This is a genomic window from Psychrobacter sp. 16-MNA-CIBAN-0192, from assembly GCF_040309565.1.
In the GTDB taxonomy this organism is placed as follows: Bacteria; Pseudomonadota; Gammaproteobacteria; order Pseudomonadales; family Moraxellaceae; genus Psychrobacter.
The window spans coordinates 102,735-121,097 of record NZ_JBEOOX010000001.1 but is presented as its reverse complement, the minus strand read 5'-3'; the positions used below and the strand labels follow the sequence as shown (position 1 = coordinate 121,097).

The following is an 18,363-nucleotide window of genomic DNA, read 5'->3' as shown; positions in this document are numbered from 1 at the left end:
AAATTAAACTTAATTAAACAAATAAGCAAGACTTTTGTTCAGATATTTGTTATGACCATTTGTCAGTTATTTATAACCTTTTATCTATATATATTCCCTTATTTGCGGTTTTTCTTCCCATTAAATCTGATTCTACTGGCTACTATTACCTTTTCTATCACTCACAACTTTTACCTACCTTTACTCACCTTTTTCTCCTAATGTATAACTGCCATACAAAGTGAGTGAAACGTTTACATACCTTACCTATTGCAACCCATGTTATACAGACAGTTAACGCATTATAGTAGTAATCTTAATTCCAGCTGGATAACACTAAAAACAACACCATTAGAGGAATAAAATAATGAGTAATCATAAATCGACGGATACTAATAAACAAAAAGATAGCAAACAAGAATCGGATACTGGTGCAGATGTAAAAAATCAAAAAACTGATTCTAAAGACCAGAACGCTAGCAAAGATGCTAATGGTAAAAACGATAAAGAAAAAGATAACAACGTATCAAGCACAGATAGTAAAGACAAAGACAATAAATCTGGCTCAGATGACAAATCTTCTTCTAATAAAAACGGTTCAGATAAAGAGAAGTCTGATAAGAATGACTCTGAAAAGACTGACTCAGATAAAGGTGATTCTGATAAGAAAGAATCTGACAAAAACTCAGATAAAGATAGCGCCGATAAAGATGATTCTAGCGACAAGGATGCAGACAGCACATTAGCGAAAGCTAAAGAAGTGGCGGGCACTCTTGCTGATAAAGCAGCAGATGCAATGGAATTTGCAGCTAAGAAAATTAAAGAAGCGCGTAAAGAAGACTAATTAAAAAAACTAGCTTCTTGCGTATAAAAAAAAGCCCCGTTTATAACAGGGCTTTTTTTATGACTATCTAAAACAAAAAAACTGAGCCATATGCCCAGTTTTTTTATACCTTAAAGCACTTTAGCTTTAGCAATATCTAATCTAAAGGCACACCGATACGTTTTGCCACTTCTTCGTAGCCTTCGATAACGTCGCCTAATGACTGACGAAAACGGTCTTTGTCCAGTTTCTTTTTCGTGGCTTTGTCCCAAATGCGGCAACCGTCTGGTGAGAACTCATCGCCCAGTACGATACGGTCATGGAATACACCAAATTCTAGCTTAAAGTCCACCAACATTAAATCACCAGCATCAAAGAGAGCGATTAATATCTCATTAACTTTATAACTTAATGCTTTCATTTCTGCCAGCTGTGCATCTGTCGCCCAGTCTAGCGCCACAGAGATAGACTCGTTGACCATCGGGTCACCAAGCGCATCGTCTTTATAAAACAGTTCAAAAGTTGGCGGCGTTAATGCCGTGCCTTCTTCTAAACCAAGGCGACGCACGATACTACCTGCAGCAAAGTTACGCACCACACATTCAACAGGAATCATATCAAGGCGCTTGACCAATACTTCATCAGCAGACAACTGCTTTTCAAAATGGGTCTCAACGCCCGCTTCGCTCAGCTTTTGCATGATAAACGCATTAAAGCGATTATTAACCACGCCTTTACGCGCCAACTGCTCGATACGTTTGCCATCAAGGGCTGAGGTATCATCACGGAAATGGAGAATTAAAAAATCATTGTCTTGGGTCTCGTAGACAGATTTGGCTTTACCTTTATACAGCAGTTGTTGTCTTTGCATGTTAGCTTCCTGTTCGTTCAAGCAGATATGGTGAAAACGTGCAGCTACCGCTAAATTGTCATTATCGTTACAACATAAGGGCGATAAACTTTTAGCAGTATAGAGCAAAATAAAATATTAATTAGATGGCGAAGTAGTAACAATAGCACGTTCAGGCTTTGGCAATTGATACTGCTTGCCTGCGTCATTTTGTAGGGTTAAGGTATTGGCACCCACTGATGGCGTTGGGTATAACGGTACAAAAGCTGCCGTGTTTTGATTGGCTGGCAACTGTAGCGGAGCAAGTTTTTTACTACTTTGATAGTCAAGGCTACCGTTATCACGCTTACCAATGACGCCTTTTGCTGTCTGGCAGCCACTCAAAACCAAGGTGCTGCCTAAGATAATGGTCAACATGGCTGGGAGTATTTTTGTGCTGGTCAATGCGGTATTCATCATAATATCTCTACGTTATAGGCTGTCTAATCTAGAAGCAATCTAGGCTAACCTTTTAAAAACAGTGCTTATTAAACGACATTCATGAAATAGCGGTCATTGAAAAACTGTCTTTAAGAGACAATTTTTCAAAAAATAATCAGATGACTTTTGCTTGAGTCAATGCGTTATCAATCGTCGCGTAATGCTCTTTTGCTAGCCAAACCAGCGGCAAGCGGATGCCGGTGTCTATCATACCCATTTTATATAAAGCATATTTGGTTGGCATTGGGCTTGAGTCAATAAATAAGTCATGATGCAGATGCTTAATCACATCGTGCGCAGCATGAGCGGCGATGTAATCACCGCGCAGAGCAGCAGCAAAGGTTTCGCTCATGGCTTTTGGCGCGACATTGGCAGTCACCGAAATATTGCCTTTAGCGCCAACTTTCATCAGCTCTAATGCAGTGGCATCATCGCCTGATAACACGACCATTCTATCGCCAACGGCTTTAATCAATTGTTCGCCGCGCTCTAATGAACCAGTAGCATCTTTAATCGCAACGATGTTGTCAATATCTGCCAACCGCTCAACCGTCTCTTGCGAGATGTCGACCACGGTACGACCGGGTACATTATAAAGCATTTGCGGAATATCGACCGCTTCGGCAATGGCTTTGTAATGCTGATATAAGCCTTCTTGTGGCGGCTTATTATAATAAGGAGCAACCAATAACGCGCAATCCGCACCAGCATCGGCAGCTTCTTGGGTCAGCTTAATGGCTTCCACGGTGTTGTTAGCGCCAGTACCGGCAATAACAGGCACGCGACCATTAACATGCTGCACAAAAAAGCGAATCACGTCGCTGTGCTCTTGCATGGATAAAGTTGCTGACTCGCCGGTAGTGCCAACCGCGACAAGGCAATGGGTGCCTTGTTCAATTTGCCAATCTATGAGGTCGGCAAGACGTTCATAATCGACTGTGCCGTCGGGATGCATGGGCGTTACCAAGGCTACCATCGAGCCTTGAAGTCGGGTTTTGATATCGTCGTACGCTGTGCTCATAACTGTGCCTTACTGTCGTATCCTAGCTTTTATAAAAGCTATTACATGATAGGTCGCGGGCAAGGATATAAAAAAGCCTTGCTCAATAGGGGATATTTCCTGATTTGCAAATAATAGCTAACACGTCTGTCACGCCCAGCTATCACGTTAAAACCGTTCAATAGTGTAGCATATTTTGATTTGCCAACCAGCTATCAATTGTGCGCTTCTTACTGCCCATTTTGCTGATATAAGACAGTAAAATGGGCATTTTGAACTACACTGGTTACGGCATCTCTCTTTAATATTAGATTTATATTCGCTAACCAAATTAAAAGTTAGTGTAGCGTAATTGCTGAATGCTGGTAAAAATATTTTACGTTATTTTCAAGTGTGTTGACTCATTTTAAAAAACCTTTTATCAAACACACTTATTCAATACGTAAGCCAATAATCGCTGGAATACCTTGACGCATCACTTCAATAGTAACCACCCCTTTTTTAGGTAAGGATGCTATTGCGCTAGAGAATTCAGTGACTTTGGTGATTTTCTTTTGGTGTAAATTGGTAATGATATCACCCGTCACTATCCCTGAGCGCGCTGCCAATCCAGTGGGGTCAACGGCTGTGACCAATACTCCGGTTTTACCGTCATTCGACATTTCAGTTTTTTCTTCAGGGGTCAAATTGCGTAAGCGTAGCCCTAAGCGTACCTCATTAGCCAACTGATTGCCGCCATCAGCTGGGACATCCGTTGGCGCTGTGCTCAGCTTCCCAATCACCATCACTGGTTTGCCATCACGCTGAAGCTGCACGCGGAATGTATCATTGGGACGGGCGCGATTGATGAGATTGAGCAAATCTGACGCTTCGATAATCTTAACATCATTATATTGCAAAATAATATCGCCGGATTTTAGCCCTGCTTTTTGCGCTGGCGAATTGGGCGCAACGCGGGTTAATAGCGCGCCTTGTGGACGCGATAATTTATAAACTTCAGCGAGATTGCGATCAATATCTTGCGGATAAATACCCATATAAGCGCGGGCAACTGAGCCATTGGTTTTGAGCTGTTGATAGATATCCATCGCTGCGTCAATCGGAATAGAGAACGACAAGCCCATATAACCACCCGTGCCACTAAAGATACGCGAGTTAATGCCAATGACTTCGCCGCGTTGATTAAATAATGGACCGCCTGAGTTGCCCGGATTGAGCGCCACATCGGTTTGGATAAAGGGTACGCTGGTCTCACGCGAAAAACTACGCGATTTGGCACTGACAATACCGGCAGATGCTGAATAATCAAAGCCAAATGGCGAACCAATCGCGAGCACCGGCTCCCCTACTTTTAAAATATCAGAGTTGCCAATCGGTAACGCAGGGAAATTATTACCTTTTACCTTTAATACTGCCACGTCTGAACGCTCATCGCTGCCCACTAAAGTTACATCCAACTCGGTACGGTCATTTAAGGTGACGGTGATTTTATCAGCCCCTTCAACCACATGATGGTTGGTCAGCATGTAGCCATCAGCGCTAATAAAAAATGCAGTGCCATAGGCATGTTCAATCGCTGGGGTAGCCGCTTGTTCTGGAATACGCAACCGATCGCCAAAGAACTGGCGTAACAGCTCAGCAGTTTGCGCCTTAGCAAGCTCCGCCTCGCTAATAGTTTTGGTGACATTAACTCGGGCAACACCAGGGGTCACTTGTTGAACTAAGCCTGAAAAGTCCGCAGTCGTCACTGCCGCATGAGCGCTAGGTATTGTTGCCATCGTGAGCGAGGCACTCATTGCCGTTCCTATCATGACGGCTAAGGCGCTGCGTTGTAACCAAGGCTGTAATTTAGATTTAGAATAATGTTGTGGCTGAGCCTTTGATTGTGCGTTTATCAGTTTGCTGTGCATATTTTTACCCTTTTTTGGTGGGAATAGCAGAAGGTTAAGGTCAGTGTATCCTGACTGCCTTACTCATTGTTATTAGATTTAAGCCGTTTATCATGGTATTTATTGTGGTATTTATTATGCAAGATAACAGCGTGTATTGCTATGGTCAACGCAAGCCGATGATAAACACGATACCAGTACACGCACGCTGACAGTGTAATCGGTAAAATAAAACATGATATGATAACCTGCTAAATAATGACAACTAATAGCCCCTATATATTAGGGAATATTAAGAAATAATGAGCCAAAATGGTTAATGGTTTGCCTGTTTCTTAATGATAATGTAGACAACAATTCTAAATAGTCGGGCTTGTAAGCTAGATCATAGTTATAAAAAGAGTAGCGTTGTGCTGCAAGGTGCAGTGTATCACCTTCACAAAAAGGATTAATTTATGGATACCGCCCTATTGCTATCCGGCGTGGTTGGGATTGGCATCGCCGCCCAATGGTTGGCTTGGTATTTAAAGCAACCGTCCATTTTGTTTTTATTATTGATTGGTATTATTGTTGGTCCTGTTCTAGGTTATTTTGACCCAGACTTGGTACTCGGGGAGCTGATGTTTCCCTTTATTTCATTGGGCGTGGCGATTATTTTATTTGAAGGGTCGCTGACCTTAGAGTTCGATGAGATTAAGCAGCACGGTAAGGTGGTTCAGCTGTTGGTCTCGGTTGGGGTGCTGATTACCATTGCGATTGTCGCATTATCTACGTATTGGTTGTTCGATATTGATCCACTGATTGCTTTGCTCTTCGGTGCTCTAGTGTGTGTCACCGGTCCCACCGTGATTACGCCATTACTGCGTAGTGTGCGCCCAAATAAAACCATCTCGAATATCTTAAAATGGGAAGGTATTATTATTGACCCCATCGGCGCGATTGCCGTGGTCTTAGTCTATGAATATATCATCTCAGGTGGCGAGGCAAGCAGTCTGTTGCTGTTTGCTAAAATTGTGCTGTTGGCAACGGCATTGGGCTTGGCGGGTGCATGGCTACTGGCATTTTTAATGCGTCGGCACATGATTCCTGAATTTTTGCGCAATGTCTTTACCCTTGCCTTTGTACTGCTGTTGTTTTCGATATCCAATCATTTGGAACATGAGTCCGGTTTATTAACCGTAACCGTACTGGGGGTGGCGCTTGCCAACTGGCCAAAGTTCCCGCGCGAGACCATTTTAGAATTTAATGAATCGTTAACTATTTTATTGGTATCGGTATTATTTATTATTCTTGCCGCACGCGTTGAGCTGACCAGTTTAATCAACGTCGGTATTGCTGGATTGGTGTTACTCGCTATCGTGATGTTTGTGGCGCGCCCGCTGGTGGTTTGGGTGTCGTCTATGGGCTCAAATCTAAAAACCAATGAAAAGCTGATGATAAGCTGGATTGGTCCACGCGGGATTGTCGCTGCCGCTATCTCCTCATTATTCGCCATTCGCTTGCAAGATTACGATTTGCAAGGCGTTGAGCTACTGGTACCTTTAGTATTTATGGTTATTATCGGTACGGTCATGATTCAAGGTTTGGGCGCAAAAATGGTCGGCAATTGGCTTGGCGTACGTGAGCCTGAAACCAATGGTATTTTGATTGTTGGCTCCAATCCTGTGGCGCTTTTAATTGCGACCTCTTTAAAAGAGCAAGGCTTTGATGTGATTGTCGCGCACAGTAACTATACCAATATTGCCAGCGCGCGCATGAGTGGCTTGCGCACCTACTTTGGTAATCCCGTCTCTGACCATGCCGACCATCATTTGGACTTAATTGGTATCGGGCATTTATTTGCCTTAAGTATGGATAAAGAGCTTAACACCTTGTCCGAGATTCATTATCGCCATGAATTTGGTGAACAAAACATCTACCGCTTAAAATTCAGTGAAGAAAAAGTCAAAAATGAGCGCAATGATAAACAAGCCAACTTTCATTCTAAATGGCTGTTTGGCAAAGACGTCACTTATACCAAGCTTGCCAGCATGCTATCCAAAAAAGCACGTATTAAAATCACCAATATCACCGACTCTTATAGCTTCGAGCAGTATAAAGCCGATAATAAGCAATTTGTACCGCTGTATACCATTGATAAAGACGGCAAATTGCACGTGATTACGGATAAATTCGATGGTACGGTGCCACGTGACCGCAAGCTGGTGGCGTTGGTTGTTGATGATGAGGTGCAGCCAAAACCAGTCGATGTGACTGCCAAGCAAGAGCAAGCGCGCACGGTAGCAGATGCCCATTTTGACGCGACGGCTAAAGCGCCAGAAAAGCGTAAAGAGATTGAGCTGGCAGAAGAACTGGCTAATGAGCTGGCGGTTGATAATGCTGGTGATAGTATTGGTAATAGTAATGATAAGAGTACTGGTAATATGACAGGCAAGCCTAACTCTGAAAGTGAGGTAAGTGAGAGTACCCTGTTAAATAAAGACAGTTCAGCTGCGCCAATAAAAGACCCTGTGAATAACAACACTAAAACCAATGGTAATACGAAAACTAATAACAGTACTCCGAAATCTAAAAAAGGCGCGTTAGACCGCAATCGTCTACCCGATTCAAATCATGGGACGGATAACAGCGCAGATAGTGTGACGGATAGCAATATAGATAATGATGACCAGCCTGCTCTTTAAGTTGTATTAAATTAAACTGAATTGAATTAAACGATTTAAAATAAAAAACCCCAACGCTAACGTTGGGGTTTTTTATTGAGCATTGATATTATTTAAAATATAAACACGTTTAGCTTAAATTAAATTAGCTTAAACTAAATTAAACCTATCCTGCACCACTTGCCAAATACGCGCACTGACCTCATCAGTGCTACCTGTCGCTTCAATACGGCAGATGCGCTCCGGATGTTCGGTAGCCAGTAGCGCAAAGCCTTGATGTACGCGGGCAAAAAATTCGCTGGCTTGTTGCTCAAAACGGTCGGCAGCACTGCGCTTACCCGCGCGCGCCATGCCTTCATCTACAGGTAAATCCAGCCACAAGGTTAAATCTGGCAACTGCGGAATAAACTGCGCAATTAAAGATTCAATCTTTGCCAACATTGCCGCATCGCCATGCGCACGCCCAAAGCCTTGATACGCCACAGTTGAGTCGATAAAACGGTCACATATCACCCACGTACCACGTTGCAAAGTAGGCATAATCAGCTGTTGCACATGGTCGCAGCGTGCGGCAAACATCAGTAATAGCTCAGTATCGTCATTAATATCGGTTACTGGGTCTAGCAATATGGTGCGCAGACGCTCCGCAAAAGGACTACCGCCCGGCTCACGAGTACGTAAATAATCAATACCGTTTGCTTGCAGGCGCGCACATAAGGTTTCAATGGCGGTAGTTTTGCCAACGCCTTCTGTGCCCTCAAAGCTGATAAAGCGCCCTAATGGCAATGCGTTTGCGGTGGCTTTTGCGTCTGCTTGAGCATTTAAAGAGACTGACATGACATTACCTTATATAAATCATAGGTACGACTATCATTACTGACCGCTAAAACGGTTTACGGTCAAAACAATTTACGTTCAAAACAGCTTATTGCGCAGGCGCTTGCGCTTTTTTCTCACGTATCACGCTTAGATAGTCTTTAACCGCTTGATTGTGTCCTGCCAAGCTATTGGTAAATTTATGACCGCCATTACCGGTTGCTACAAAATACAGCACGTCACTATCTGCCGGATGTAAGGTGGCTTCAATCGATGCGGCTGATGGTAAGGAAATCGGTGTCGGCGGTAGACCATCAATCTGATAGGTATTATAAGAGGTTTTTTCATCAATATCTTTACGGCGAATATTGCCCTCATAACCACTGCCCATCCCATAGATAATGGTCGGGTCAGTTTGCATGCGCATGCCTTTCTTAAAGCGATTATTAAATACCGCTGAAACTAAAGGACGCTCTTCGGCAACGCTGGTTTCTTTCTCAATAATAGACGCCATTATCAGCGCCTCATACGGGGTTTTATACGGCAGATTGGGCGCGCGATTCTCCCACGCTTTGGTCAAGGCTTTTTGTTGCAGCTTATATAAGTCGGTCAATATCTGCTTGTCAGTTGCGCCTTCGCCATAATAATAGGTGTCAGGTGCAAACCAGCCTTCCAAGTTATGATTAACGATATAATCTTGGCTACTGGTCACTGTACCCGGTAGGATACTATTTAGCTCCAGCGCTTGAGCGATACTGGCATTGTCCGCATCATTGGTAAGCACTTCTTTTTTGATACCTTCGGCGTCACGTAGGGTTTGGTATAAGTCTTTTGAGGTTTTACCTTCTATCACTTGCACCTTAATCATTGCCACTTTTGCGCCTTGTTCAAGCACTTTTAGCACGCTGGAAAGCGATGGATTTTCAGGTAATTGATAGACGCCGGCATGCAATGGCGCATCAACGCGCGATTTGATATAAAGCTTAGCAAGGCTCGCCGAAAACAGCGGCACGTTTTGCCACTGCGGTAGCAAACCATAATAGGTATCGCCGTGCTCAACTGTCACCAATTGCTGCGGCTGGGTAATCCGACCGAATAAGGTCTGATAAACCATCACCAAAACAAAAGCGGCAATCAGCCCCAACACCAGCAATATCTGATAGCCACGCTGCATAAAAAAGGACGGGTTATCGGTTTTATAATGGCGGGTGCTGCTGGGCTCATTAATCAATGAGATGTCCGTCGCTGGCGCTTTATCCGCTTCTGCGGGCGCATCTCGCTCATCTACCTCTTGATTACCTTGATGGGATGCCGTATCAACAGCATCAGCTGGTAAGGGCTCAGTGGTTGTTGAACGCGTGTCATGACTGGTATCGAGGCTGGCATCACTGGGCGTTGATGACGTATTATCATTATTATGAGAGGGTTTTTCAGGTGTCGGCGTGCTCATGGCTACTCGTAAGACAGAAGTTTGCTAGAATTTAGCATTGAACTGCACGCTTTTCAATATTATTTGTTTGGTGGCAAGGCTTATTTGCTTAGTGCTACCTAATTCAGCTATCAAATCACCTAACTATCTCTATTCTATGGCACCACATTATGAATCTAAATTTTGACCAAAAACTGGCAGAGAACTATCGCTCGCCGTCACAAATCATTCGTGTGCTTAGTGAAGATTGGGTCAAAAATAATGGCTATTGTCCCAGTTGTAATACACCGGCACTGTCCGAATTTGCCAACAACCAACCTGTCGCTGATTTTTATTGTCCCAATTGTGCGGAGCAATATGAGCTTAAAAGTAAAAAAGGCAGCCTGAGCCATATTATTAATGATGGCGCGTATGACACCATGATGCAGCGTATTAATAGTGACGATAACCCCAGCTTTTTCTTTTTGACCTATTCGAAAGAGCTAAGCGTTAATAATTTTTTAATCATTCCCAAGCATTTTTTTAAGCCGGATATGATTGTTAAGCGTAAGCCATTATCAATCACGGCAAAGCGTGCAGGTTGGGTTGGCTGCAATATTGATTTGCGCAAAGTGCCTGAATCGGGCAAGGTATTTTTGGTTAAAAATCAGCAAATTATTGCAAAAAATATTGTCAGCCAACAATTTCAGCAAACGCTATTTTTGCGCACACAAACGCAGCGAGCGCGTGGTTGGACATTAGATATTTGGCAATGCATTGATAGACTTGATGAGCAGTTTACTTTACAACAAGTCTATCATTTTGTTGACGAGCTACAAGGCAAACATCCTAATAATAATCATATTCAAGATAAAATTCGTCAGCAATTACAAGTGCTACGCGATAAAGGTATTATTGAGTTTTTAGCGCGTGGACATTATCGAAAAATAAAATAACTTTATTAGAAAATAGGATAGCCATTGTGATTTATATCAAGCGTTTTTCAGGATAGCCCTTAGCTCGCAACCGTCCTTTGTTATCTTTATAAGCGGGTGTCGTTAATATTTTTTGCTCATCCCAAAGCGGTAAATATTCGCAAGCGACCAAACGTTCATGATAACGATGCGGCGGATACGCTATTTCCAACTCGTCATTGACAGGAAAAAAGGGCTGTTCATCAATATCTAAATAGGTATAGCGTCTATTCTTGACATAATCTTGCCAGTGCCACAGCAGCTCAACGGGTGTGCGCACAGGTTTGGTAAAAGCTTGCCGTTTTATGGTAATGGCGCACATGATATATTCATAATGCGGTAAACGATGCACGCCTTGCTTGACCACATCACGCCGTAAATGCGCATATTCAAACATACCACCGTAGGCGATATATTTTTTGCGGTCTTGCAAATACATGACCCCAAATGCCTGTTTGGTATGCGGTAATAAATAAACCACCTTATTGGGTTTAAGCTTAGCCTTACGACAAATTTCATTAAAAATTAATAATCGACGAATGGGAAGTGGCAGTCGTTCTTCTTTATAACTCAAGCGATAAATTGAGCGCATCGATATTTCTCCTTTTAAAAAAAGGATCATTGATCGATTTTCCTGCTGAAACAAGCTTGCTTAACAAAAGACGATCACTTCTTTTGAGTCGCCCCAATAATGAGGTGACATAATTTTGCCAATGGATAGGGTTAAAATTTGCGGGCGCATAGCATGAATAAAGCAGTAGCCATGAAAAGAATTTTTCACATAGAAATAACGGAAACCTTAAGCAGAGTGATTAAGGTTAATGCTAAAGACGAACAAAGCGCTTTATCAAGTATTCAAGCACTTTATCAAAATGAAGAAATTGTTTTAGGTTCAGAGGATTATCAGAGTACGGAATTTGAAGTTGTCGAATAAAATACTCATACAAAATTGATGATTTCACCCGTCAGTAACGTCAGCGAACTCACTGGCATCACACCGCGCAGTGCATTACAAAAAAATAGTTGTGATAAATAAGGCAAATCCTCGTCCATCAGCGGTCGTTCCATAATCGGTGTCGCAGACGTTGCAAACCCATCTATGATAACCGCGCGCATCACCCCACGCACGCCTGAGCAGTCAAGCGGTGGCGTAAACCATTGGCTAGTAACGGATTGGTCTGCTGTATCGTCAGTTTGTTTTTGAGAGTTGATTTGAGAATTGAGACGATAAAATACGTTGCTCATTGTGCCCTCAACCCAGTGCCCATTCATATCACGCACTAACCCTTCGCCTATTATTGGATAAGTCTGCTTAATATGCTGTAACTCACCACTAGCAAGAACATTATCCAGACGATTCAAGCTTTTTAGACCCGCTAAAGGTGGCGGCAGGCAGGCAAGTTGCGCGGTCAAACACGTAGCAGATATGGCAGGCTGTATCGGTAAGCGTTTACCATCGGGCAGTTGCCAATGTTCGGATGTGATAATGGTCATGGCAGCTGCTTTTAACCAAATCTCGCAGGCACTACCGGATGCGCAGGGCACAAAACCATAACCGCGTATGGCTTGCGGGGCGCGAGTGATGATAAGTTTAAGCATACCGTGCTGTAGCGTTTGGGCATATTTTTGCACAGTTATTAATAGTGCATTGCTATCAATATCGAGCTGTAATGCGGTAGCGTGAGAACGAATGCGCTGCTGATGATAGTCTTGCCATAATATAGCGCCACCCACCACGCCCATGGTGGTAAAAAACCCATCGCCATAGGCCAGACCTCGATTATCCAAGCTAATGCCGCTCGTATGTGGCACGGTGCTATCTGCTGTATTTTCTGCGTCATACGACTGCAGGCAATACCAGCCATCCGATTGTGTAAGCATAAGGGTTTAATCTGTTCTGTATGGCTAGTGTTTCACAATTATCGTCTAAAATTCATAATTTATTAATCATTTGATTAATTACTTGCCACTGGCTCAGCAACTGCTGGCTCTGCCCCAGACTTATTAAGCACCAGCATACAGCTGTAAAACTCACATTTCGCCAGCTCTATCTTTTGACCACCCATGGTTTTGTTTTTGATAATTTGACCGCCAAGCATATCTGCAATCAAGGCACCGCCTTCGTCACCCATCAGCTGACGCGACAGTTTATAAGCTTTTTTGGCATGGGCACGGCTCAGTTCTTTTTCTTTATCATTATCGGTTGGATTGGCAAAATACCAGCCCATTTCTAAATATTTGGTCGAGTCAATAAGGTCAAGATAAGGGGCGTCGGTCGTCATAAAACGGTATTTAGTTGCTGGATTACTGGCGTAGTCTAGGCTGTTCTCATCAGTACTCAGCACCTTTCCAAAGGTGGCTTGTATTTTATCCAAATCGTTGATGGCTAGCGACTCGACACTGTCTTTGCTCCATGTCGATAAGTCATAATTGACCGGTAGCCCTTGTCCAGCTGTGGCACCGTCCAAGTCTGCCGTTGTAGCTGCCGGTTTTGACTCTGCACTCGGCGTTTGCTCGCTACTGGTATCAGAGGCGGCGTCACCCACCGTTTTATTTGAGTTGTCACATGCACTCAAGGAGACGCCTGCAATCATAGTGATACCAATGGCAAAATTCTGTAGGGTGTTGTTCCGCATGGGTCATTTACTCACAGTTTTATAGGGGTCTCAGAATAATATTAATCAGCGAATGACTGCCTCGCTGCTAATAATGATAGGTATAAATAATTTTTTAGTGATTGCGCCACTTTATTAGTTGCTCTTATTAAGTGCTTTTATTGATTGCGAGTTAGCACGGGCAGTGGTTAAATCAATATATTTTATAGTGTACCCAACTGCCCAGCCCTTGACTAGCCTTTACGTTACGCGTAACAATCGCAGGCAGTAGAAATTTGTTAAGAACCTTGTTTGGTGCTTGTTCAATGATTGTTCGGCGCTTATCTAACGCTTGATTGCAGTCGTCCTGGCAACTTTCATGGAAATTTTTTAGCAATTTTATTAAAAGCTCTAATATTGAAAGTTCCATTTGAGCAAACGCGCTAATAGAGCGTGTTAATGTGGTTTGTTAATACAGTCACGCCTAATATTAATAACATTTGGCAGCCAGCACGGTTCATTTTTTAAATCTTATCTTTCACTTTCGATGGGCAATACCTTTATGATAACCAAACCAACCATGACCCAAACCAGACAGCACTTTATCGTTATTGGCAATCCGATTGCCCACAGTAAATCCCCTGAGATTCATGAGGTATTCGCTAACCAAACAGGCTGTGCTATCCGTTATGGGCGTCAATATTGTCCCGATGATGCTGCAAGCTTTACTGCGGTGGTTGAGGCATTTTTTCAAGGCGGCGGTGTGGGCGCAAATGTTACGGTGCCGTTTAAACAGCTGGCTTACGAGCAGTGTTTGGCGCAAGGCGGCGTGTCTGAGCATGCGCGTATTGCAGGTGCCGTTAATACGTTATTATTAAATCAGGAAATGCTAAATAATGGCGCAGCGGTCAACGAGGCGCTGTATGGTGATAATACCGATGGACAAGGCTTGGTCAATCATATCACAAGCCTAGGCTGGCAGCTTGAGGGAGCACGCGTGGCGATTATTGGTGCCGGTGGCGCAGCGCGGGGGGCGATACTGCCGCTGATTCAAGCAGGTATTGCGACACTAACGATTGCCAATCGTACCATGAGTAAAGCGGCAGACTTGGTAACGGAGCTAAGCGCAGCGAGCTCAACTATCGCGCAGCATAATATTAAAAGTTGCGCAACTGCCGAGCTATCCGGACATTTTGATATTATTATTAATGCCACCTCTATCGGGCTAAGTGGTGAGACCTTGCCTTTATCTGATAACTTAAACTGTAATCAGGCATACGATATGATGTACGGGCGCGAGTTACCATTTTTACAGCATTTCGCTACCCGTGGTGCCCAAACTTCAGACGGCTACGGGATGTTGATTGGACAGGCGGCACTCAGTTTTGAGCGTTGGACAGGACATAGCATTGATGTCACGCAGGCAACGACGATGTTAAAACAAAAATCCAGCTAACTCGCGTTTTTATTTTCATCAAAGTGGCTGAGTAACCAATGCTCAAATCGGCGCAGCGGTGTTCTCAGCGCCGTTGAATGCATTGCCAATCCACCACTTAATCCCATCAGACACCCAAGCGCGGTATCAAGCAGCCGCGCCTGAATAATCTCGCCATACATCTCAGGCACAAGCGGCAGACCACTGCCATATTCGGCAATAAATATCGTTAATGGCGTGATAAATATCACCGCAAGCCCATAATGACGGTCAATCAACGATTCAATACTTAGCACCATCACCAGCAATGCCGTTGCCACGCCCCACATCGACAATCCCCATGACAGCATCCAACTTGCCAGCCCAATCCCTATCATCGTTCCAAGCAGGCGGTGCAACTGCTTAATCCATATTGTACGCAGATGAATCCCTTGAATAATTATAAAACAGCTCACCGCTGCCCAGTAAGGATTGGACATCTCAAGGGTCATTGCCAGTAACAAAGTTATACTCACAAAAGCCGTCACAATCAGACTTTCGCTTATGGTATCTGGCTCATAAGTATAGCTTGGCGCGGGTAATACGGGGCGCGTAAGGACTAAAAACACTGAATAAAACAGCGCCATGATAACTGCAAAACTGCTGCCCAATAGTACCATACCTGTTGCTGGCAGCACTTGCGCTAAGGGTAGCGGGATAAACAGCGCAATCGCCATTGCCATCATAATAAATAACCCTGACGGTGGCGGCTGTCGATAATAACGTCCTAACAGCACCACAACAAAGGATACGACGGTAAAAACCGGCAACCTTAAAATAGGCACTTGCTGAGCAATCAGCCCAAGCGCAAAACACAGTGACATCGCAAAGCTCCACGCCAGCATCGTCACTATTCGATACGGCAGCTTGCCTACTAATGGTAAATTCAATATCACCATCGCCCCCAATGATGCCTTTATTCCGGACGGCAAATCGCCAAAATAAGCACCCACAAACACCGGCACACTAATAGCAGTCGCCGCCATAAAGGGCACATGCCATGGTCTACGGCTTTTATTGATCGTGAGCAAATGGTTAAGCTCTCCATCAATCATGCGTTTTAGGGTGACTAAATGCGGCGAGGTATTCATGAACAAAATCCTAATGGATGGTATTTAACGGAGGGTTATTTGAACTATAATCATAACTTAAGGTAATAACTATATTGAAAAGGTATGAATATTAGTTAACGACAGTAGTTTTGTAGAATTAGAAAATCTATACTAACAAGAACGCTGCAAGGCATATACAGAGTATGCAAATCTTAAGCCCTATGATTAGAGGCATTATTACAACGTTGCTCGCAACCATGTTGTCTTAATAAAAAGTTATTGTATTAAGAGAGAAATATATCATTTTTAGTACGACCATTTATTACTTTTAGCCGACTGTCTTAAGCATTTAGTTGACCTTATTAAAATAAATATACTGATATAAATTCACTTAGCGCACTCCCATGCCTATTGACGAGACCCACTTATTAAAGAGAATGATTATGTTAACTTACAAAGCTCCATTGCGTGATATCAAGTTTTTGATGAATGATGTGTTTAACTTTCAAAAGCATTATAAAGACTTAGATAATGGCGCTAATGCTGACCCCGAAACCATCGATATGATTTTGCAAGGCATGGCAGATTTTGCCCAAGATGTGCTGTTGCCTATTTACCAAACTGGCGATGCTGAAGGCTGTCATTTTGAAAATGGCGTCGTGACCACGCCAAAAGGCTATAAAGAAGCGTACGATCAGTTTGTAGAAGGCGGCTGGCACGGTATCTCCTACCCTGAGCAATACGGTGGCATGAATTTACCGATGTCAATTAACCTGATTAAAGCAGAAATTATCGGTACGGCAAACTGGCCTTGGGCAATGTATCCGGGCTTATCAACCGGCTGTATCAATACCTTGATGCAATACGGCACGGATGAGCAAAAAGAGACCTATTTACATAAATTGGTCGAAGGCGCATGGGCAGGCACCATGTGTTTGACTGAGCCGCAGTGTGGTACAGATTTGGGTCAGGTGAAAACCAAGGCCATTCCGCAAGCTGATGGTAGCTATAAGTTGTCTGGCACCAAGATTTTTATCTCAAGTGGTGAGCATGATTTAACAGAGAATATTGTGCATATTGTATTGGCACGCCTACCGGATGCACCAGAAGGCACACGCGGTATTTCCTTATTTATTGTACCAAAATTCTTGCCAAATGCTGAAGGTGAAATTGGCGAGCGTAATGGCGTAAGCTGTGGTTCTATTGAACATAAAATGGGTATTAACTCATCAGCAACCTGCGTCTTGAACTTTGATAATGCCTCAGCTTACTTGATTGGTGAGCCGAATAAAGGTCTAAAGGCGATGTTTACCTTTATGAATACCGCGCGTATCGGTACTGGTATCGAAGGTCTGGCGCATACTGAATTATCTTTCCAAAATGCCCTGCCTTATGCCAAAGACCGCCGTTCAATGCGTGCTTTGTCTGGCGTTAAAGACCCTGAGAAAGTAGCTGATGCTATTATTCATCATGCTGACGTACGGCGCATGCTGCTGATTCAAAAAGCCTTTGCCGAAGGTGGTCGCTCGATGATTTATCATGCCGCGCGTTATGCTGATAAAATGACTCAAGGTATCGTTAATGGCGATGAGGCTGAGTTTGAAAAATGGGATGATAAGCTTGGTTTCTACACGCCTATTCTCAAAGGTTTCTTAACCGAACTTGGTATTGAGGCGGCAAAACATGGTCAGCAAATTTACGGCGGACACGGTTATATTAAAGAATGGGGCATGGAGCTGATTGCTCGTGATGCACGTATTGCCACCATGTACGAAGGAACGACCGGCATTCAGGCACTAGATTTACTTGGTCGTAAAGTAATTTTACAGTCAAGAGGTAAAATCATCCGCGATTATACCTCGAGTATCATGAAATGGTGTGGCGAGTATGCCCTTGATAAAGACATGCGTAAATTCGTATGGGCATTGACCAAAATTTGTGCTGAATGGAATACTTTAACCGTGCGCTTGATGCTCATGGCACGTAAAGACCGCGAAATCATCTCCGCCGCTTCTGACGACTTCCTAATGTATTCAGGCTACGCGATGATGGGCTATCACTGGGCGCGCATGGCGGCAGTGGCTTATGATAAGCTAGAAAATGGCGGCACAGAATCACCAGAATTCTATAAAGCAAAAATTCAAACCGCTGAATTTTACTTTGATAAAGTACTGCCACGTACCTCAGGTCACGCTGAAGGTATGGTTGCGCCAAGCGAGAGTATGACCAGTATGGATATTGATAGCTTTGCCTTTTTAGATTAAAAAGGGCTGAATGCTCATAAAATCTTAAAAAAAGCGCTCAATTAAATTGGGCGCTTTTTTTAATTCTTGATACTTATTAATTGATACTTATTAATTG

General features: G+C 43.5%; 16 protein-coding genes. 6 read left to right on the top strand and 10 right to left on the bottom strand.

Annotated elements, in window-relative coordinates; translation table 11 throughout:
- Window positions 1-346 precede the first annotated feature (346 nt).
- Complete coding sequence (locus AAEY78_RS00515) at window positions 347-823, top strand: hypothetical protein (RefSeq protein ID WP_352336400.1); 477 nt, start codon at window positions 347-349, stop codon at window positions 821-823.
- Between the two features lie 136 nt (window positions 824-959).
- On the opposite strand, the gene purC is transcribed toward AAEY78_RS00515, so the two are convergent.
- The 4 genes from purC to AAEY78_RS00495 form a co-directional block, all read right to left on the bottom strand.
- Window positions 960-1,673 carry a phosphoribosylaminoimidazolesuccinocarboxamide synthase gene (gene purC, locus AAEY78_RS00510; RefSeq protein ID WP_352336398.1) on the bottom strand — a complete coding sequence of 238 codons (714 nt, stop codon included), beginning with the start codon at window positions 1,671-1,673 and terminating at the stop codon, window positions 960-962.
- 117 nt (window positions 1,674-1,790) lie between these two features.
- Window positions 1,791-2,111, bottom strand: a complete 321-nt coding sequence (locus tag AAEY78_RS00505; RefSeq protein WP_352336396.1) for a hypothetical protein — start codon at window positions 2,109-2,111, stop codon at window positions 1,791-1,793.
- Window positions 2,112-2,247: 136 nt separating this feature from the next.
- The gene (dapA, locus tag AAEY78_RS00500) at window positions 2,248-3,153 is read right to left on the bottom strand and encodes a 4-hydroxy-tetrahydrodipicolinate synthase (protein ID WP_352336394.1); all 906 of its coding nucleotides are present in this window, start codon (window positions 3,151-3,153) and stop codon (window positions 2,248-2,250) included.
- Between the two features lie 410 nt (window positions 3,154-3,563).
- Window positions 3,564-4,943: a Do family serine endopeptidase gene (locus AAEY78_RS00495; RefSeq protein WP_502943608.1), complete on the bottom strand. Its 1,380-nt coding sequence runs from the start codon at window positions 4,941-4,943 to the stop codon at window positions 3,564-3,566.
- A 533-nt stretch (window positions 4,944-5,476) separates the two neighbouring features.
- Here AAEY78_RS00495 and AAEY78_RS00490 point away from each other — a divergent pair.
- Entirely contained in the window at window positions 5,477-7,705 is a 2,229-nt protein-coding gene (locus AAEY78_RS00490; RefSeq protein WP_352336392.1) for a cation:proton antiporter, read from the top strand.
- A gap of 129 nt (window positions 7,706-7,834) precedes the next feature.
- On the opposite strand, the gene tmk is transcribed toward AAEY78_RS00490, so the two are convergent.
- Together tmk and mltG are read right to left on the bottom strand one after the other, a co-directional pair.
- Window positions 7,835-8,521, bottom strand: a complete 687-nt coding sequence (gene tmk, locus AAEY78_RS00485) for a dTMP kinase (protein ID WP_352336391.1) — start codon at window positions 8,519-8,521, stop codon at window positions 7,835-7,837.
- Between the two features lie 88 nt (window positions 8,522-8,609).
- The gene (gene mltG / locus AAEY78_RS00480) at window positions 8,610-9,950 is read right to left on the bottom strand and encodes an endolytic transglycosylase MltG (protein ID WP_352336389.1); all 1,341 of its coding nucleotides are present in this window, start codon (window positions 9,948-9,950) and stop codon (window positions 8,610-8,612) included.
- A 149-nt stretch (window positions 9,951-10,099) separates the two neighbouring features.
- Between mltG and AAEY78_RS00475 the strand changes: the two genes are divergently transcribed.
- Complete coding sequence (locus AAEY78_RS00475; RefSeq protein ID WP_352336388.1) at window positions 10,100-10,864, top strand: DpnI domain-containing protein; 765 nt, start codon at window positions 10,100-10,102, stop codon at window positions 10,862-10,864.
- Between the two features lie 31 nt (window positions 10,865-10,895).
- On the opposite strand, the gene AAEY78_RS00470 is transcribed toward AAEY78_RS00475, so the two are convergent.
- Window positions 10,896-11,474 (bottom strand): hypothetical protein, encoded by a 579-nt coding sequence (locus tag AAEY78_RS00470; RefSeq protein ID WP_352336386.1) that lies wholly within the window; start codon window positions 11,472-11,474, stop codon window positions 10,896-10,898.
- Between the two features lie 153 nt (window positions 11,475-11,627).
- Between AAEY78_RS00470 and AAEY78_RS00465 the strand changes: the two genes are divergently transcribed.
- On the top strand, window positions 11,628-11,816 hold the full coding sequence (locus AAEY78_RS00465; RefSeq protein ID WP_352336384.1) for a DpnD/PcfM family protein: 189 nt from the start codon (window positions 11,628-11,630) through the stop codon (window positions 11,814-11,816).
- A 5-nt stretch (window positions 11,817-11,821) separates the two neighbouring features.
- On the opposite strand, the gene AAEY78_RS00460 is transcribed toward AAEY78_RS00465, so the two are convergent.
- Entirely contained in the window at window positions 11,822-12,763 is a 942-nt protein-coding gene (locus AAEY78_RS00460) for an aminotransferase class IV (RefSeq protein WP_352336382.1), read from the bottom strand.
- Between the two features lie 74 nt (window positions 12,764-12,837).
- Entirely contained in the window at window positions 12,838-13,518 is a 681-nt protein-coding gene (locus tag AAEY78_RS00455; protein WP_352336380.1) for a hypothetical protein, read from the bottom strand.
- A 520-nt stretch (window positions 13,519-14,038) separates the two neighbouring features.
- Between AAEY78_RS00455 and aroE the strand changes: the two genes are divergently transcribed.
- Window positions 14,039-14,932, top strand: a complete 894-nt coding sequence (gene aroE / locus AAEY78_RS00450) for a shikimate dehydrogenase (RefSeq protein WP_352336378.1) — start codon at window positions 14,039-14,041, stop codon at window positions 14,930-14,932.
- Here aroE and AAEY78_RS00445 read toward each other — a convergent pair.
- Window positions 14,929-16,041, bottom strand: coding sequence for an FUSC family protein (locus tag AAEY78_RS00445; RefSeq protein ID WP_352336377.1), 1,113 nt, complete (start codon window positions 16,039-16,041; stop codon window positions 14,929-14,931). The genes aroE and AAEY78_RS00445 overlap by 4 nt on opposite strands.
- A 404-nt stretch (window positions 16,042-16,445) precedes the next feature.
- Here AAEY78_RS00445 and AAEY78_RS00440 point away from each other — a divergent pair, with 404 nt between their 5' ends.
- Window positions 16,446-18,266, top strand: coding sequence for an acyl-CoA dehydrogenase C-terminal domain-containing protein (locus AAEY78_RS00440; RefSeq protein WP_352336375.1), 1,821 nt, complete (start codon window positions 16,446-16,448; stop codon window positions 18,264-18,266).
- Window positions 18,267-18,363: the final 97 nt, after the last annotated feature.

Coding starts and splice junctions, on each gene's coding strand:
- tmk (WP_352336391.1), bottom strand. CDS start 8,521: ATGTCAGTCTCTTTAAATGCTCAAGCAGACGCAAAAGCCACCGCAAAC.
- AAEY78_RS00445 (WP_352336377.1), bottom strand. CDS start 16,041: ATGAATACCTCGCCGCATTTAGTCACCCTAAAACGCATGATTGATGGA.
- AAEY78_RS00490 (WP_352336392.1), top strand. CDS start 5,477: ATGGATACCGCCCTATTGCTATCCGGCGTGGTTGGGATTGGCATCGCC.
- AAEY78_RS00465 (WP_352336384.1), top strand. CDS start 11,628: ATGAATAAAGCAGTAGCCATGAAAAGAATTTTTCACATAGAAATAACG.
- AAEY78_RS00440 (WP_352336375.1), top strand. CDS start 16,446: ATGTTAACTTACAAAGCTCCATTGCGTGATATCAAGTTTTTGATGAAT.
- AAEY78_RS00475 (WP_352336388.1), top strand. CDS start 10,100: ATGAATCTAAATTTTGACCAAAAACTGGCAGAGAACTATCGCTCGCCG.
- dapA (WP_352336394.1), bottom strand. CDS start 3,153: ATGAGCACAGCGTACGACGATATCAAAACCCGACTTCAAGGCTCGATG.
- purC (WP_352336398.1), bottom strand. CDS start 1,673: ATGCAAAGACAACAACTGCTGTATAAAGGTAAAGCCAAATCTGTCTAC.
- AAEY78_RS00470 (WP_352336386.1), bottom strand. CDS start 11,474: ATGCGCTCAATTTATCGCTTGAGTTATAAAGAAGAACGACTGCCACTT.
- mltG (WP_352336389.1), bottom strand. CDS start 9,950: ATGAGCACGCCGACACCTGAAAAACCCTCTCATAATAATGATAATACG.
- AAEY78_RS00495 (WP_502943608.1), bottom strand. CDS start 4,943: ATGATAGGAACGGCAATGAGTGCCTCGCTCACGATGGCAACAATACCT.
- AAEY78_RS00460 (WP_352336382.1), bottom strand. CDS start 12,763: ATGCTTACACAATCGGATGGCTGGTATTGCCTGCAGTCGTATGACGCA.
- AAEY78_RS00515 (WP_352336400.1), top strand. CDS start 347: ATGAGTAATCATAAATCGACGGATACTAATAAACAAAAAGATAGCAAA.
- AAEY78_RS00505 (WP_352336396.1), bottom strand. CDS start 2,111: ATGATGAATACCGCATTGACCAGCACAAAAATACTCCCAGCCATGTTG.
- aroE (WP_352336378.1), top strand. CDS start 14,039: ATGATAACCAAACCAACCATGACCCAAACCAGACAGCACTTTATCGTT.
- AAEY78_RS00455 (WP_352336380.1), bottom strand. CDS start 13,518: ATGCGGAACAACACCCTACAGAATTTTGCCATTGGTATCACTATGATT.